The 15,324-nt window shown below is 44.0% G+C and carries 11 protein-coding genes; 8 read left to right on the top strand and 3 right to left on the bottom strand.

What is annotated here, in order from left to right; all coding sequences use genetic code 11:
• Nucleotides 1-56 precede the first annotated feature (56 nt).
• The 4 genes from NQ550_RS19280 to NQ550_RS19265 all read left to right on the top strand — a co-directional run bounded on the left by NQ550_RS19280 (nucleotide 57) and on the right by NQ550_RS19265 (nucleotide 3,939).
• On the top strand, nucleotides 57-1,721 hold the full coding sequence (locus tag NQ550_RS19280; protein WP_025579676.1) for a peptide ABC transporter substrate-binding protein: 1,665 nt from the start codon (nucleotides 57-59) through the stop codon (nucleotides 1,719-1,721).
• Nucleotides 1,722-2,017: 296 nt separating this feature from the next.
• Nucleotides 2,018-2,521 (top strand): NUDIX hydrolase, encoded by a 504-nt coding sequence (locus NQ550_RS19275; protein WP_025579677.1) that lies wholly within the window; start codon nucleotides 2,018-2,020, stop codon nucleotides 2,519-2,521.
• Nucleotides 2,522-2,667: 146 nt separating this feature from the next.
• Nucleotides 2,668-2,793, top strand: a complete 126-nt coding sequence (locus tag NQ550_RS19270) for a hypothetical protein (protein WP_259838520.1) — start codon at nucleotides 2,668-2,670, stop codon at nucleotides 2,791-2,793.
• A 126-nt stretch (nucleotides 2,794-2,919) separates the two neighbouring features.
• Nucleotides 2,920-3,939, top strand: a complete 1,020-nt coding sequence (locus tag NQ550_RS19265) for a M42 family metallopeptidase (protein WP_025579680.1) — start codon at nucleotides 2,920-2,922, stop codon at nucleotides 3,937-3,939.
• A 214-nt stretch (nucleotides 3,940-4,153) separates the two neighbouring features.
• Here the strand turns inward: NQ550_RS19265 and thrH are convergent, their stop codons facing one another.
• Entirely contained in the window at nucleotides 4,154-4,756 is a 603-nt protein-coding gene (thrH, locus tag NQ550_RS19260; RefSeq protein WP_025579681.1) for a bifunctional phosphoserine phosphatase/homoserine phosphotransferase ThrH, read from the bottom strand.
• 594 nt (nucleotides 4,757-5,350) lie between these two features.
• Here thrH and NQ550_RS19255 point away from each other — a divergent pair.
• From NQ550_RS19255 to NQ550_RS19240, 4 genes are all read left to right on the top strand, one after another.
• Nucleotides 5,351-5,818 carry a MarR family winged helix-turn-helix transcriptional regulator gene (locus NQ550_RS19255; RefSeq protein WP_025579683.1) on the top strand — a complete coding sequence of 156 codons (468 nt, stop codon included), beginning with the start codon at nucleotides 5,351-5,353 and terminating at the stop codon, nucleotides 5,816-5,818.
• A 36-nt stretch (nucleotides 5,819-5,854) separates the two neighbouring features.
• Nucleotides 5,855-7,588, top strand: a complete 1,734-nt coding sequence (locus tag NQ550_RS19250; protein ID WP_025579685.1) for an ABC transporter ATP-binding protein — start codon at nucleotides 5,855-5,857, stop codon at nucleotides 7,586-7,588.
• Nucleotides 7,581-9,464, top strand: coding sequence for an ABC transporter ATP-binding protein (locus NQ550_RS19245; RefSeq protein WP_025579686.1), 1,884 nt, complete (start codon nucleotides 7,581-7,583; stop codon nucleotides 9,462-9,464). Before NQ550_RS19250 ends, NQ550_RS19245 begins: the two co-directional genes overlap by 8 nt.
• 179 nt (nucleotides 9,465-9,643) lie before the next feature.
• A complete protein-coding gene (locus tag NQ550_RS19240; protein ID WP_025579687.1) occupies nucleotides 9,644-10,651 on the top strand; it encodes a GTP-binding protein in 1,008 nt (335 codons plus the stop codon).
• Nucleotides 10,652-11,379: 728 nt separating this feature from the next.
• Here the strand turns inward: NQ550_RS19240 and NQ550_RS19235 are convergent.
• Together NQ550_RS19235 and NQ550_RS19230 are read right to left on the bottom strand one after the other, a co-directional pair.
• A complete protein-coding gene (locus NQ550_RS19235; RefSeq protein ID WP_173702289.1) occupies nucleotides 11,380-14,712 on the bottom strand; it encodes a TRAP transporter large permease subunit in 3,333 nt (1,110 codons plus the stop codon).
• Nucleotides 14,713-15,267, bottom strand: a complete 555-nt coding sequence (locus NQ550_RS19230) for a TRAP transporter small permease (protein ID WP_025580891.1) — start codon at nucleotides 15,265-15,267, stop codon at nucleotides 14,713-14,715.
• Nucleotides 15,268-15,324: the final 57 nt, after the last annotated feature.

Here is a 15,324-nt window from a genome sequence, read left to right as displayed (position 1 = left end):
TAATACAAATCGCTGACTTCTCATACAGCGAAAACCATAATAAAGGAGGACAAGTAATGAGAAAGGCAAAAACAATTATGTCTCTGGCTCTGTCAGTAGCTATGGTTACAAGCATGGCAGCTACAGCACCTGTAATGGCAGCAGAGAGCGAATCAACAGACGGATTTAATCTGAATCTCTGTATCGCATCTGAACCACAGAGTATCGACCCTGCACTGAATACAGCAATGGATGGTTCTGTCATGTGCCACCATATGTTCGAAGGTCTGGTCAAATGGGCAGACGACGGTGAAGGAAATGCTGTTACAGTTCCAGGACAGGCTGAATCCTGGGATAAAGAGACAAACGATGACGGAACAGTAACTTATACTGTACATCTTCGTGATGGTATCAAATGGTCTGACGGACAGGCCGTAACAGCAGGAGATTTCGAATATTCCTGGAAACGTCTGGCAAACCCGGAAACAGCAGCAGACTACTGTTACATGATCGACATGGTAAAAGGATATGCAGAGGTAGCTGACGGAAGTGCGGATCCTGACACACTTGGAATCAAAGCTACAGATGATACAACACTGCAGATCGATTTAACTTATGACTGCCCGTATTTCGAAGAGATCATGGCATTCCCGGCAACCTTCCCTGTTCGTAAAGATATGGTAGAGGGAAGCGAGAACTGGACATTTGATCCTGCAACTTATATCAGCAACGGACCTTACAAGATGAAAGAATGGTCTCATAACTCCTACATTCTTATGGAAAAGAATGAGAACTACTATGATTATGAGAACCTTGGACCGGACACAATTAAATTTGCACTTCTGGACGACAACAACGCGATCCTTAAAGGATACAACAACGGAGAACTTGATTTCATCGAGAACCTTCCTGTAGACGAAGTTGCTACTTACCTTGCATCCGGAGAACTTAACATCGCTGACTATATCGGAACATACTATGTATGCTTCAATACAGAAAATGAAGTATTCTCTGATCCTGCAATCCGTAAAGCATTCTCACTTGTAATCGATCGTAACTACATCGTAGATAACGTAACTCAGTCCGGTGAAGTTCCTGCAACAGGATATGTTCCATCCGGTATCTATGATGCAGACGGAGCAAGCGGAGATGACTTCCGTACAGTAGGCGGTGAATATTACAGCGTTTCTGAAGATGATTATGAGAAGAACTGTGAAGAAGCACGTCAGATCCTTGCAGATGCAGGATATCCAGACGGCGAAGGTTTCCCGACAGTTGAATATCTGTACAACACAGATGACAAACACAAAAAGATCGCTGAAGCACTCCAGAACATGTGGCAGAAAGAACTTGGCGTAACTGTTAACCTGGACAACCAGGACTGGAACGTATTCCTTCAGAACAGAAAGAATGGTGACTTCCAGATCGCACGTAACGGATGGATCGGTGACTACAATGATCCTTGTACATTCCTTGATATGTGGTATACAGGCGGCGGAAACAACGATGCTCAGTATTCTAACCCGGATTACGATGCACAGATCGATGCAGCAAAAGCTACTTCTGATCAGGCAGAGCGTATGAAAGCATTCCATGCAGCAGAAGATATCCTTATCGGTGAAGACAATGTACTGGCTCCTCTGTACTTCTATACACAGCCATACATGCTGAAAGATAATATCAAAGGTATGTATTACACACCACTTGGATACTTCTTCTTCGGATACACAACCCAGGAATAAGATCTGAGACAGGAATGAGTCTGGAAACGGACAGAGAAAGTAGTTTCGCATTCCTGCATAAAAATGCATAATTTTGAAAGTAAAAACAGCTCTGTGCGGAAGAGTTTAAGACTCTCCGCAGGGGCTGTTTTTGTTTTAGAACAGGAGATGGTAAAGTTTTCAGGCTGCCACTTTTTTATGATAAAAAGGTAAAATAAAAAACTAAATTTTACAGTATATGTTTGCATAAAAATCTATAAGATGATATGATTATAAATAAACGTTACAATAGCAATCTTACAGGGAGATAACTGGAAATGGAATTTTGGGATATTTATGATGAGAATAAGAAACCTACAGGACGTACCATGAAGAGAAATGACTGGTGTCTGAAGGACGGAGAGTATCATCTGACTGTGCTTGGCGTAGTAGCCAGACCGGATGGTACTTTTCTAATCACTAAACGTGTCATGACGAAAGCGTGGGCACCTGGATGGTGGGAAGTATCCGGCGGCGCTGCACAGGCAGGAGAGGAATCTTATGAAGCTGTTCTGCGTGAGGTGAAAGAGGAAACAGGACTGGATGCCCGAAACGCAGAAGGTGGTTATCTTTTTACGTATAAGAGAGAGAACCCGGGTGAAGGAGACAACTATTTTGTAGATGTGTACCGTTTTATCATGGACATTGATGAGAATGACTTACATTTACAGACTGAAGAGACAGACGGATATATGTTTGCCAGTCCTGACCAGATCAGAGAATTTGCAGCAGATGGAAAATTTCTGCATTATGACAGTATAAAAAAGGCATTTGAGATGTAAATATATGCAGAGATCCGTGGGAAAACCTTTCGGATGCTGCTTATGATATAAAGAGAAATGCAGCATCCGGAAGGTGATTCCTGAGAGGAAAGATAATGAAAAATATAATAAAGAACAGTCAGAAAAGGTTCGGGAGAATAATCCTGGTGATTATTAATATTCTTCTGATCCTGGCGGCGGTTCTGTCTTCTCTGGTTTATTCCGACCATAGAAGAACAGATCAATATAATGGGATCTGTAAAAGGAATGCCGCCGGAAGTGAAGAACACTGAGGGCGCTTTCTTTCTGCCGTGATATAATCAAATCAAACTGCGAAGCAGTTATTCGGTTATGAGCAAATAGCGGAGCGGATGATTTTATCCGCTTAATCAAGTATGAAATGATGAGAGGAAAAAAATATGGAAAAAAATCTTGAGTTTATCGGGGAACAGTTAAAGAAATTAACTGCAATCCCAAGCCCGTCCAGCTATACGGAAAAGGCGGCAGAGTATCTGATGGAAACACTGAAAGAAATGGGATATGAGCCGGAGCTTTCCAATAAGGGAAATGTGCTCGTGACGATCGGAGGAGAGGGAAATCCGCTGGTCCTGGCATCTCATATTGATACTCTTGGTGCAATGGTACGCTCCATAAAAGATAACGGACGCCTCCGTCCTACAACTCTGGGCGGACATCAGTGGAGAACTGCTGATGGTGAGAACTGTACTGTTCATACGAGAGACGGCAGGGTTTATACAGGGGTTGTGCTGAATACAGAACCATCTGCGCACGTGGCAGATGAGAAAGTGGAACAGACAGAAGAGAATATGGAGATCCTGCTGGATGAGAATGTAGAAAACAAAGAGGATATTGATGCACTGGGAATCCAGGTAGGAGATATCATTGCTATGGATCCGCGGACTGTGATCACAGAGAGTGGATATATCAAGAGCCGTTTTCTAGATGATAAGCTTTCTGCAGCAATCCTGCTGGGACTGGCGAAGGCAGTGAAAGACGAAGGGATTACACTGCATCGTAAGGTATCATTGCTTTTCACAGTATATGAAGAAGTTGGACATGGCGGAAGCTATGTACCGGCAGATACAGCGGAAATGATTTCTGTAGATATGGGATGTGTGGGTGCTGATCTTGGATGTACAGAGCGTATGGTATCCATCTGCGCCAAAGATTCCGGCGGTCCGTACAATTATAATCTGATCACTGCACTGGTCAATACAGCGAAAGCACATGGTCTGGATTTCGCGATCGATGTTTATCCGCATTATGGATCTGATGTGGAGGCAACTCTCCGCGCAGGATATGACATCAGACATGGCCTGATCGGACCTGGGGTTTATGCTTCACATAATTATGAGAGATCTCATATGGATGGAGTGAAGAATACGTATGAGCTTGTGAAGGCGTATGTGACGGAATAAAAAATAAAGCAGCTGTTCTTTTATATGTTTTTTGGTAATTGGAATATTGGACAGGAACTGCTTTATGAGGTTAAATTACAAAAAATCTGCAGGAGATATCATATAATGGATATCTTATCTGCAGATTTTATTATTTGTGGATATTTATATTAATGAAATTTCCCATTCCAGATGTGAAATATAAATAGCAATAATATTTTGATATAAAGCTGATTTATTTCATTGCATTCTTAATAGCAGCCAGCAGTTCATCATATTCTTCATATGCCGGGATCTCCGGATAATCTGCTTTGATCTTATCTGTACTGCGGAACAGGAATCCAGCCTTGCTTGCCTGGATCATACCCAGGTCATTGTAGGAATCACCGCTTGCAATGGTATCGAATCCGATAGACTGTAAAGCCTTTACAGTAGTTAACTTGGATTGTTCCACTCTCATCTTAAAGCCTGTGATCTCACCGTTGTCTGCAACTTCAAGAGTGTTGCAGAATAAGGTAGGTCTGCCAAGCTTCTCCATGAGCGGTGCTGCAAACTGTGTGAAAGTATCGCTGATCAGAATTACCTGAGAGAAAGAACGAAGTTCATCCAGGAATTCCTTTGCACCCGGAAGCGGATCGATCTTTGCGATCACATCCTGAATTTCTTTCAGTCCGAGACCATGTTCCTTCAGAATACCAAGCCTCCAGTTCATCAGCTTATCATAGTCCGGCTCATCACGTGTGGTTTTCTTCAGCTCCGGGATTCCGCTTGCTTCAGCAAATGCGATCCAGATCTCAGGTACCAGTACGCCCTCTACGTCAAGACATGTAATATACATAATAGAAATCCTCCTTTGTGTGAAACCTCTTTATTTTTGAAAATCCTTTAATGCTTTATTTAGTGAAATCATTCTAACATATTCTGAGAGTCCTTGCAAATTTAATTTTTGAGTTGCTTAAAAGGAGAATATTGATTTCCTAAAATGCATATGATATAATGCCAATAGGCAGAAGAAAGAATAATTAATCTGACAAGAATAACAAGAATGAAAGCCCTGGGAGTGGCAGCTCCCAGGGCTTTCTTCTTGTTTTAACAAAGTGGACAAGCAACCACCAGGCTAGTGTTGTCCTATTTATCTCCGTCTAGCCATTTGCAGATATAGTGGCAGATTATACCTGCTGCACAGGAGATAAGAAAAGAAAGAATAATTTCTGACAAGAATATCACCTCCTCCCGTTGCCGGGTATTGGTTGGACAACGTTAATACTATATCATATATAGAACAAAAATAGAAACATAAAATAAGTATTGACATAAAAAAACCAAAGCCATATAATAGTTAGGCAACTAATGGATAGCAACCTAACTATTTATATGGCTTTGCAATAGTATGGGTACTGATTTTAGGAGGTGCGGCGAGATAGACGAGGAAATGAAACAGAAGCTGAATGAGATGCATGTAGGCAGGCTGATACATATTTTATCCCATACAATGAAACGGCATAATCCGGCAGAGGTGATGGAGAATGACGATCTGACGACCATGCAGAAGCATGTGCTGAAATTTATACTTCTGGAAACCATGCACAGAGATCTCTATCAGAAAGATATTGAAGAGGAATTCCAGGTCAGGAAGCCTACAGTGACAGGAATCCTGAAGCTGATGGAGAAGAACGGTTACATTTACAGAGAGAGTGCGAAACAGGATGCACGCCTGAAACAGATCATTCCCACAGAGAAAGCAGAGAAGATCCGTCCTGCAATCTTAAAGAGTATTGAAGAAGGCGAAGTCAAAATGCTCCGGGGAATTCCGAAGGAGGATGTGGAACTGTGCAAACAGGTTCTCTGGCAGATGTATGAAAACCGGAAAAAATCCTGCGATAGCAGGAATGATTTTTAACAGAAATAACGAGACATAAGGAGGACATCGACAAAGATGAATAAGAAACTTTTACGTTCAGTCCGGGAATATAAGAAGCAGTCTGTACTGGCTCCGATCCTTGTAATCCTGGAAGTACTGATGGAAGTTCTGATTCCTCTGGAGATGGCGAAGATTATCGACGTAGGTATTGCAAACGGAGATATGGGCTATATCATCCAGCGTGGAGTCATCCTTGTTGCAATGGCAATGCTTTCCCTGTTCTTCGGCGTACAGGCCGGAAATATGGCAGCAGTTGCAGCAGCAGGATATGCAAAGAATTTACGACACGATATTTTTTATAAGGTGCAGGATTTTTCATTCAAAAATATCGACCACTTTTCAACCTCAGGTCTGGTCACACGACTGACCACTGATATCACAAACGTACAGCAGGCATATATGATGAGCATCCGTCTTCTTGCCAGAGCACCGTTTATGATTATCCTGTCATGGATCATGACACTGACGATCAACAAACCGATCGCAATGCTTTTCCTGATAGTTGTTCCTGTTCTTGGCGGTACACTGATCTTTATTGCGAAAAAGGCACATCCACATTTCATCAAGGTATTTGATGAATATGACAATCTGAACAATTCCGTTCAGGAGAATGTAAATGCCTCACGTGTAGTTAAGGCTTTCGTAAGAGAGGACTATGAGATTGAGAAATTCCATGGAATTTCCAGATATGTTTATAATCTGTTTACCAAAGCAGAGAAAATCGTTGCATGGAACTCACCGGTTATGATGTTTGCCATGTATACTGTAATCATTATCATTGTTGCAATCGGTGGAAGAGGAATTGTTCTCGGCGGCATGGAGACCGGTGAACTGACAAGTATCATTGTCTACGCACTTCAGATTCTCATGTCCCTGAACATGGTAACCTTCGTGTTTGTTATGATTATGATAGCAGAAGCATCTACAGATCGTATTGTAGAGGTTCTGGATGAAGTTCCTGAGATGCAGGATAAAGCTGATGCAGTAAGGAATGTGGCAGATGGTTCCATTGACTTTAATCATGTAGATTTCAGCTATGCAGGAGAGGGAGGAAATCTTTCCCTGAAGGATGTGAATCTTCATATTAAATCCGGTCAGACAGTAGGTATCATCGGCGGAACCGGAAGTGCAAAGTCTACCCTGGTGCAGCTAATCCCCAGACTCTATGATGTCACAAAGGGTAATGTCCAGGTGGGAGGCGTGGATGTACGCAACTACAATCTGGAAGTACTTCGTGACCAGGTTTCCATGGTACTTCAAAAAAATGTGCTGTTCTCAGGAAGCATCTATGATAATATTCGCTGGGGTGATGAACATGCCAGTGAGGAAGAAGTTCGGAGGGTCTGTAAGCTGGCCCAGGCAGATGGATTCGTCAGTGAGTTCCCGGATGGCTACGATACAATGATCGTTCAGGGCGGTAACAACGTATCCGGCGGTCAGAAGCAGCGTCTGTGTATTGCAAGGGCTCTTCTCAAGAAACCGAAGATCCTGATCCTGGATGACTCTACCAGTGCAGTAGATACAAGAACAGATGCCCTGATACGTAAGGCTTTCCGCGAGGAGATCCCGAACACAACAAAGATTATTATCGCACAGCGAGTTTCTTCTATTGAAGATGCAGATCAGATCATCGTACTGGATGACGGTAAGATCGCAGGTGTGGGTACTTCAGAAGAACTGCTGAAGACAAATGATATTTACAGAGAAGTATATGAATCACAGGTCAAAGGAGGCGGAGACGATGAATAAGAAGAAAAAATTAGATCAGAACACCATCCAAACTGCCAAAAGACTTCTGAAATATATGACAGGAACCCATAAGATACAGTTTATCATCGTATTTATCTGCATCTTTATCAGTTCCGCAGCAAGTATTGCAGTATCCCTGTCCCTGAAATTTCTGCTGGATGACTTTATCATTCCGCTGATCGGACAGACAGATCCGAACTTTGCAGAACTCTATAAGGCACTTGCAGTCCTTGGCTGTATTTTTGCACTTGGTGTGATTGCCACATTTATTTATACCCGAATGATGGTTTATATCGGTCAGGGTGTGCTTAAAAGTGTCCGTGATGATATGTTCGAGCATATGCAGACTCTTCCAATCCGCTATTTCGACCAGAATACAAACGGATCTGTCATGAGCCTCTATACTAACGATACAGATACCCTGCGACAGATGATCAGTCAGGCGATCCCACAGGCACTGATGGCACTGTTTACGATCGTGGTTACCTTTATTTCCATGTTACTGTTAAGTCCGTTGCTTACGATTCTGGCAGTTGTGATCATCTTTATCATGCTGAAGGTTACCAATAAGATTGGTTCCAACAGTGGCAAATATTTCATCCGTCAGCAGGTATCTCTGGCAGATGTGACCGGTTTCGTGGAAGAACGAATGAATGGTCAGCGTGTGGTAAAAGTTTTCAACCACGAAGATAAATCAAAAGAAGAATTCGATAAACTCAATGAAGCACTTTTCGAGAGCTCCGCAAATGCCAATAAATACGGAAATATGATGGGACCGGTGATCGGTAACATCGGTAACCTGCAGTTCGTACTGACAGCAGTACTTGGGGGACTTCTCTCTGTAACAGGTGTGGGCGGCATCACCCTCGGTGTTATAGCTTCCTATTTACAGTTCACCAAGAGCTTTACCCAGCCATTCATGCAGGTGGCACAGCAGTTCAACGCCATCGTTATGGCACTTGCAGGTGCAGAACGTATTTTCAGGCTCATTGACGAGAAGCCGGAAGAGGATGAAGGTTACGTAGAACTTGTTAATGCAAGAAAGGATGCCAACGGCAATATCACAGAATGCAAAGAGAGAACAGGTATGTGGGCATGGAAGCATCCACATTCTGCAGATGGCTCCGTTACTTATACAGAACTGACTGGAGATGTCCGCTTTGAAGACGTTACATTCGGATATAACCCGGACAAAGTTATTTTGAAAGACATCAGTCTTTTCGCCAAGCCGGGACAGAAACTTGCTTTCGTAGGTTCCACAGGTGCAGGAAAGACAACAATCACAAACCTGATCAACCGTTTCTACGATATTCAGGAAGGTAAGATCCGTTACGATGGAATCAACATTACCAAGATTAAGAAGGACGACCTGAGACGTTCTCTGGGAATCGTACTTCAGGATACTCACCTGTTTACAGGAACTATTAAAGAAAACATCCGCTATGGTAAACTGGATGCTACAGATGAGGAAGTATACGAGGCTGCAAGACTGGCTCATGCAGACCAGTTTATCAAAATGCTTCCAAAAGGTTACGATACCATGTTAAGCGGAGACGGTGAGGAACTGTCCCAGGGACAGCGCCAGCTTCTCTCCATTGCAAGAGCAGCAGTAGCCAATCCGCCTGTACTGATCCTGGATGAAGCAACTTCAAGTATTGATACCCGTACAGAGAGTATCGTACAGAAAGGTATGGATAACCTGATGAAAGGCCGTACTGTATTTGTAATCGCCCACAGACTTTCAACTATCAGAAACAGTGATGCCATCATTGTACTGGATCATGGAAAGATCATTGAAAGAGGCGACCATGAAGATCTCATTAAGTTAAAAGGAACTTATTATCAGCTTTATACCGGTAAGCTGGAATTGTCATAAGAAACGATCAGAAAGACTGCAATTATTTCAGAACATGAATAATTGTGGTCTTTCTTTGCGGGCGTTGCGTTTTCTGCGTTATAATGTTATGATCGTACAGGTATGTGGATCACAGATGATGAAGTTCCGGTTTACGGATAAAAAAGAAAAATTATGCAGCAGCAAGGGAGAGATATACGATGGTAAAGGTAGATTTGATCACTGGTTTTCTTGGTTCAGGGAAGACGACGTTTATCAGGAAGTATGCGCAGTATCTGATGGATACTGGTAATAATATTGGGATTCTGGAGAATGATTACGGGGCTGTGAATGTGGATATGATGTTGCTTCAGGATCTGATGGGAGAGAATTGTGAGCTGGAGATGATCTCAGGAGGGTGTGATAAGGACTGCCATAGGAGGAGATTTAAGACGAAACTGATTGCTATGGGTATGTGCGGTTATGACCGTGTGATCGTGGAGCCGTCTGGGATTTTTGATGTGGATGAGTTCTTTGATATTCTTCATGAGGAGCCGTTAAATCGTTGGTATCAGATTGGGAATGTGATTGCAATCGTGGATTCTAAGCTGGAGCGTGATCTGTCAGAGGAGGCGGATTTCATTCTGGCTTCTGAGGTGGCAGATGCCGGATGCATTGTGATGAGTAAGAGCCAGGACGCATCACCCGAGGAAATCCAGGGTACGATTGAGCATGTGAATCAGGCGTTGGAGAAGGTTCATTGCAGCAGGAGATTTCATTGTGAAATGAATGGTGTGGATACTGCTAATGTTATCCACAAGAATTGGGATGAGATGTCGAAAGAGGACTTTGACAGAATCGCATCCTGTGGATATGTGATGGCAAGCTACAGGAAACCGGAGTTTGAGGCAGAGGATGCCTTTACTTCTCTGTACTTTATGAATGTGAAGATGACTGAGAAGGAGCTTCGGGAAGCAGCTGAGAAGATTCTGTCTGATCCTGAATGCGGGCGTGTGTTCCGGATGAAGGGATTTATGAGAGTAGACAGTGACAGCGAAGACGGTTCTGGACTATCTGCATGGGCAGAGTGCGATAGACGGCAGTGGATTGAATTAAATGCTACGAAGAATGAAATTACAATCCGTCCGCTTCATGTAGGGCAGGAGGTTCTGATCGTGATCGGGGAAGAACTGCAGGAGGAGAAAATCAAGTCTTACCTGAAGATCTGAGATTTGAACGCAGGTCGCGAAGTGACTGCGTTCATGAGCAAGTAGCGAAGCGGATTGCGAATGTCGTTACTGTTCACTCCGTTCTCAGTAACGTAGCCAAAATTCATTCCAGATTGCCTGCGGCAATGGAATTTTGGCTTGTATGTCTCGGGATAGTGGTGTGTGAACAGTAACGAATGTCTGCTTTACTTTATAAAAAAGGGCACTTGAAAAATCAGGTGCCCCATTGTATAATCTACTTAGAAGATGACCGGAAGCGTGTTCCGGTTGCCCTCGGTATAATTAATGAGTAAAGAAATTAAGCATCCAACTTTGGGCGGTGGGATGCTTATTTCTTTTTATGTTGATCTATGTAAGTCAATGCCGTAAAGATTACTAACAGTAAAGTAAGAACTTCCATTGTATTCATCTGGCATCACCCTCCTTTCGTGAAACTGGAGGGCAGGGGTCGAAACTTCGCATCCGGGTCTGTTCAATTATACTTGTTCAGTATAACATGATGAAAGAAATGACTCAAGTACTTATTGTTCTGTATAAAATCTGAATTATAAAAAGGGAACTTGAAGAAATAGGTGCCCCATTGTATAATCTACTTAGAAGATGATTGGAAGCGTGTTCCGGTTGTCCTCTGTGATTAATTATAATGTTAAAAAGAAAGTAAGCATCTCACTTTGGACGGGGGATGCTTACTTCCTTTTTATTTTTATGGAGTTTTATAACCGTAAGGATTATTTGGTAAACAGATCAACCAGATCCTGGCCGTCTTCGTAGCCTTGGCTCTTCAGCTCATTTACGAACCAGTCGTCTACGCCGTCTACAGCTTTCTTGAAGGAATCGATATCCATATCAGCTTTCTCTGTGAAGGTTACGTCGTTTTTGGATTCCCAGCGTTCTTTAATCTCATTGTCGCTGGAACGGTTGATGTAACGTTCGTATTCAACTGCCTTCTGACCGCATTCATCAACAACTGCCTGCTGTTGTGGTGTGAGGCCATCGTAGATATCCTGATTGATGCAGAAGAACAGACAGTCATAAATTGCATCCCACATGGAACAGTAAGGCTGAACCTCCTGAACGCTTGCTGCGTCAATAGCAGGAAGTGGATTTTCCTCACCTTCAACCGTGTTCTGCTGAAGTGCTGTGTAAGTTTCTGACCAGTTCATGTTTGTGGCATCAGCACCCCATCTCTTGTAGCATTCCATCAGAAGGTTGGAACCTGCTACACGGACCTTCAGGTTCCTCATATCATCTACAGATTTGATTTCATGTTTGCTGTTTGTGATCTCGCGGAAACCGTTTTCTGCGATACCCATGCAGTGGAGTCCGTATTCGCCAAGGATTTCTTTCAGTTTTTCACCAGCTTCGCCATCGAATTTCGCATCTGCATCGTCGTAAGAATCATAGACGAATGGAAGAGAAACAACGTTGAAACGTGGATCAAATGCAGAGTAGATCAGGTTGGAGTGCATGGAGATCTGAACCGGGTCCCCATTCATCAGAGCCTGAATACCTTCGGACTGGTTGCCGTTTGTAAGCTGGTCAGCTGCATAAATATTGACTTTAACCTTTCCGCCTGTAGCTTTTTCCATCAGTTCACCGAACTTACGTCCGCCGTCAGCCCAGGTACTTGTCTCAGTAGTGGAGCATGCAAAGTTCCAGGTTGTTTCCGGCCAGTCTAGATCACTGTAATCTTCCACTGTGTTGAAGGAATCCTTTGTGAAAAGGTCAACCAGATCCTGGGCATCGTCATAGCCCTGGCTCTTCAGTTCGTTTACAAACCAGTCATCGATACCGTCAACTGCTTCTTTGAAGGAGTCGATGTCCATGTCTTCTTTTTCTGTGATTGTTACACCGTTCTGGCTTGCCCAGCGTTCTTTGATCTCGTCATCTCCGGAACGGTTGATGTAACGCTCATATTCAACTGCTTTCTGTCCTGCTTCGTCAACAACTTCCTGCTGTTGTGGTGTGAGACTGTTGTAGATGTTTTCGTTGATACAGAAGAACAGGCAGTCATAAATTGCATCCCACATAGAGCAGTAAGGCTGAACCTCCTGAACACTTGCAGCGTCGATAGCAGGAAGCGGATTCTCCTGACCTTCTACTGTGTTCTGCTGAAGTGCTGTGTAAGTTTCTGACCAGTTCATGTTTGTGGCATCAGCGCCCCATCTCTTGTAGCATTCCATCAGAAGGTTGGAGCCTGCTACACGAACCTTCAGGTTCTTCATATCGTCTACAGATTTAATCTCATGTTTGCTGTTTGTGATTTCGCGGAAACCGTTCTCTGCAATACCCATGCAGTGGAGTCCGTACTCACTGAGGATTTCTTTCAGCTTTGCACCTGCTTCGCCATCGAATTTCGCATCTGCATCGTCGTAAGAATCATAGACGAACGGAAGAGAAACAACGTTGAAACGTGGATCAAATGCAGAGTAGATCAGGTTGGAGTGCATGGAGATCTGAACCGGGTCCCCATTCATCAGAGCCTGAATACCTTCGGACTGGTTGCCGTTTGTAAGCTGGTCAGCAGCGTAAATGTTGACTTTGACTTTGCCGCCTGTGGCTTTTTCCATCAGTTCACCGAACTTACGTCCGCCATCAGCCCATGTACTTGTCTCAGTAGTGGAGCAAGCGAAGTTCCAGGTCATTTCCGGCCAGTCAAGGTCGCTGTAATCTGCGATTGTGTCAAAGGAGTTATTGCCGTCTCCTGCCTCCTTGGAAGCTGTGTCAGAGGAAGCGGAGGACTGATCACCTGTGTAGGAGCCTTCTTTTGCAAGAGCTTTCGGAAGGAAAGTGGAGGTGATCGGGATGTATGTAACGATCAGAAGAACTGCAACGCAGGCTGCGATCATTGGCACAACTGCCCTTGAGATCTCCTGCAGAGTAACTTCCAGACCTTTTTTGATCTTGATGCTGATTGCTACGAAGAGGTTTACGCCTACAGGAGGAGTTACCTGTCCGATTGCAAGGTTTACAGTTGCCATAACACCGAATGCTACTATATCGTATCCAAGAGCCTTACATACAGGAAGCATGATCGGGATGAAGATGTACATAGCGGAGTTTGCATCGATGAAGCATCCTGCGATCAGGAAGATGATATTTACAATCAGCAGGAAGGTAAACTGGTTATGTGCGATGCTTCCAAGTAAATTGGAGGCTGCATCTGCAATACCGAATTTGGTACATACAAAGGAGAACAGAGAGGCACTTGCTACGATGAGCATGATACCGCCGGTTGTCTTTGCTGAGTCTACCAGAATGTCAAACATATCGCGGAAGGAAACTTCGCGGTAGATGACCATACCTACAAAGAGACCGTATACAACGGATACGGCTGCTGCTTCTGTTGGTGTGAAGATACCGCCGTAGATACCGCCCAGAATGATGACCGGCATCAGGAATCCCCAGAAAGCATCTTTAAAAGCGTCCCAGCGTTCTTTGCCTGAGGCTTTTTCTCTGGATGGTTTGATGTTGTGTTTCTTTGCTTCCAGCATTACTACGATTACCAGTGCCACGCCCATAAGAAGACCTGGTACGATACCTGCCATGAACATATCTGCGATGGATGTGCCTGTGATGGAGGCATATACAACGAAGGCGATACTTGGCGGGATGACAATGGCGATGGAGCTTGAGGTTGCCATCAGTGCTGTGGAGAATGGTGCGGAGAAACCGCCCTGTTCTACCATTGCAGGGATCAGTACGGCGCCAAGAGCTGCAACAGTTGCAGGGCCGGAACCGGAGATGGCGCCGAAGAAGCAGGCTACGATAACACATACGATGGCGATACCGCCTTTTTTGTGTCCTACGCAGGTATCAACGAATTTGATCAGTCGTTTGGAGATACCGGCTTTTGCCATGATGTTTCCTGACAGTACGAAGAATGGGATTGCCAGGAGCAGGAATTTGCTGATTCCTGAGTACATGTTGGTTGCTACGATCGTCAGGGATGTACCGGAGTAGAGGATTGCGCATACGGAGGAAAGTCCGAGGCAGATTCCGATGGGTACACCCAGGATCAGGAATATGAAGAAGGAGATAAATAAGATTGCACTGATCATTTATTTGCCCTCCTTTTTGTCTGTTGTGATTGTGTTCATGTTACTTTTTGTGCTGTTGTCGGTATTTTTGGCGCTGTCGGTTTTGCAGCAGAAGTCCAGACAGAATTCAATGAAGTGAAGGATCATGCATCCTGCACCGATGGGTACGAAGGACCAGAAGATCCATTCAGGCCAGTTTAATACGAAGGTTCTTTTTCCATTCTGAAGCTGAGTGATTACCTTGTCCATTCCGTATTTGAAAAGGATGACGCTGAAGATGATGCTCAGGACTGTGATCAGAATTACGGATGGTTTCTTCAGTTTCTTTGGAAGGCGGTCTGTGACCAGTGTCAGGCTGACCAGTTCTCCTTCGCGGCAGGCCAGTGCGGCTGCCAGCAGGGTGATGAGTACGAATACCGCTACTACAAGTTCTTCTGTGAAGGACCAGGAACGGTGGATGACTTTACGGGAAAATACGTTTCCCACAGTCAGCACCAGGATCAGCAGTGTGGAGATCACAAGGACGATCTTTTCTACTGCAGCCAGTGCGTTCATGATTTTTTTGTAGATTTTCATGCTCTCTACTCCTCTCAAAAAATTTACTGCTGTTTTTCGGAATTTGGAGCAGATTCA

The sequence above is a fragment of the Blautia wexlerae DSM 19850 genome, from assembly GCF_025148125.1.
In the GTDB taxonomy this organism is placed as follows: domain Bacteria; phylum Bacillota; class Clostridia; order Lachnospirales; family Lachnospiraceae; genus Blautia_A; species Blautia_A wexlerae.
Note: the sequence above shows the minus strand (reverse complement) of the source record. Positions and strands in the feature narration are given on the sequence as shown.

What these genes read in the sequence shown, in the direction of transcription:
- NQ550_RS19235 (WP_173702289.1), bottom strand. Translation starts at nt 14,712, where the DNA reads ATGATCAGTGCAATCTTATTTATCTCCTTCTTCATATTCCTGATCCTG.
- NQ550_RS19275 (WP_025579677.1), top strand. Translation starts at nt 2,018, where the DNA reads ATGGAATTTTGGGATATTTATGATGAGAATAAGAAACCTACAGGACGT.
- NQ550_RS19250 (WP_025579685.1), top strand. Translation starts at nt 5,855, where the DNA reads ATGAATAAGAAACTTTTACGTTCAGTCCGGGAATATAAGAAGCAGTCT.
- NQ550_RS19265 (WP_025579680.1), top strand. Translation starts at nt 2,920, where the DNA reads ATGGAAAAAAATCTTGAGTTTATCGGGGAACAGTTAAAGAAATTAACT.
- NQ550_RS19230 (WP_025580891.1), bottom strand. Translation starts at nt 15,267, where the DNA reads ATGAAAATCTACAAAAAAATCATGAACGCACTGGCTGCAGTAGAAAAG.
- NQ550_RS19280 (WP_025579676.1), top strand. Translation starts at nt 57, where the DNA reads ATGAGAAAGGCAAAAACAATTATGTCTCTGGCTCTGTCAGTAGCTATG.
- NQ550_RS19245 (WP_025579686.1), top strand. Translation starts at nt 7,581, where the DNA reads ATGAATAAGAAGAAAAAATTAGATCAGAACACCATCCAAACTGCCAAA.
- NQ550_RS19240 (WP_025579687.1), top strand. Translation starts at nt 9,644, where the DNA reads ATGGTAAAGGTAGATTTGATCACTGGTTTTCTTGGTTCAGGGAAGACG.
- thrH (WP_025579681.1), bottom strand. Translation starts at nt 4,756, where the DNA reads ATGTATATTACATGTCTTGACGTAGAGGGCGTACTGGTACCTGAGATC.
- NQ550_RS19255 (WP_025579683.1), top strand. Translation starts at nt 5,351, where the DNA reads ATGAAACAGAAGCTGAATGAGATGCATGTAGGCAGGCTGATACATATT.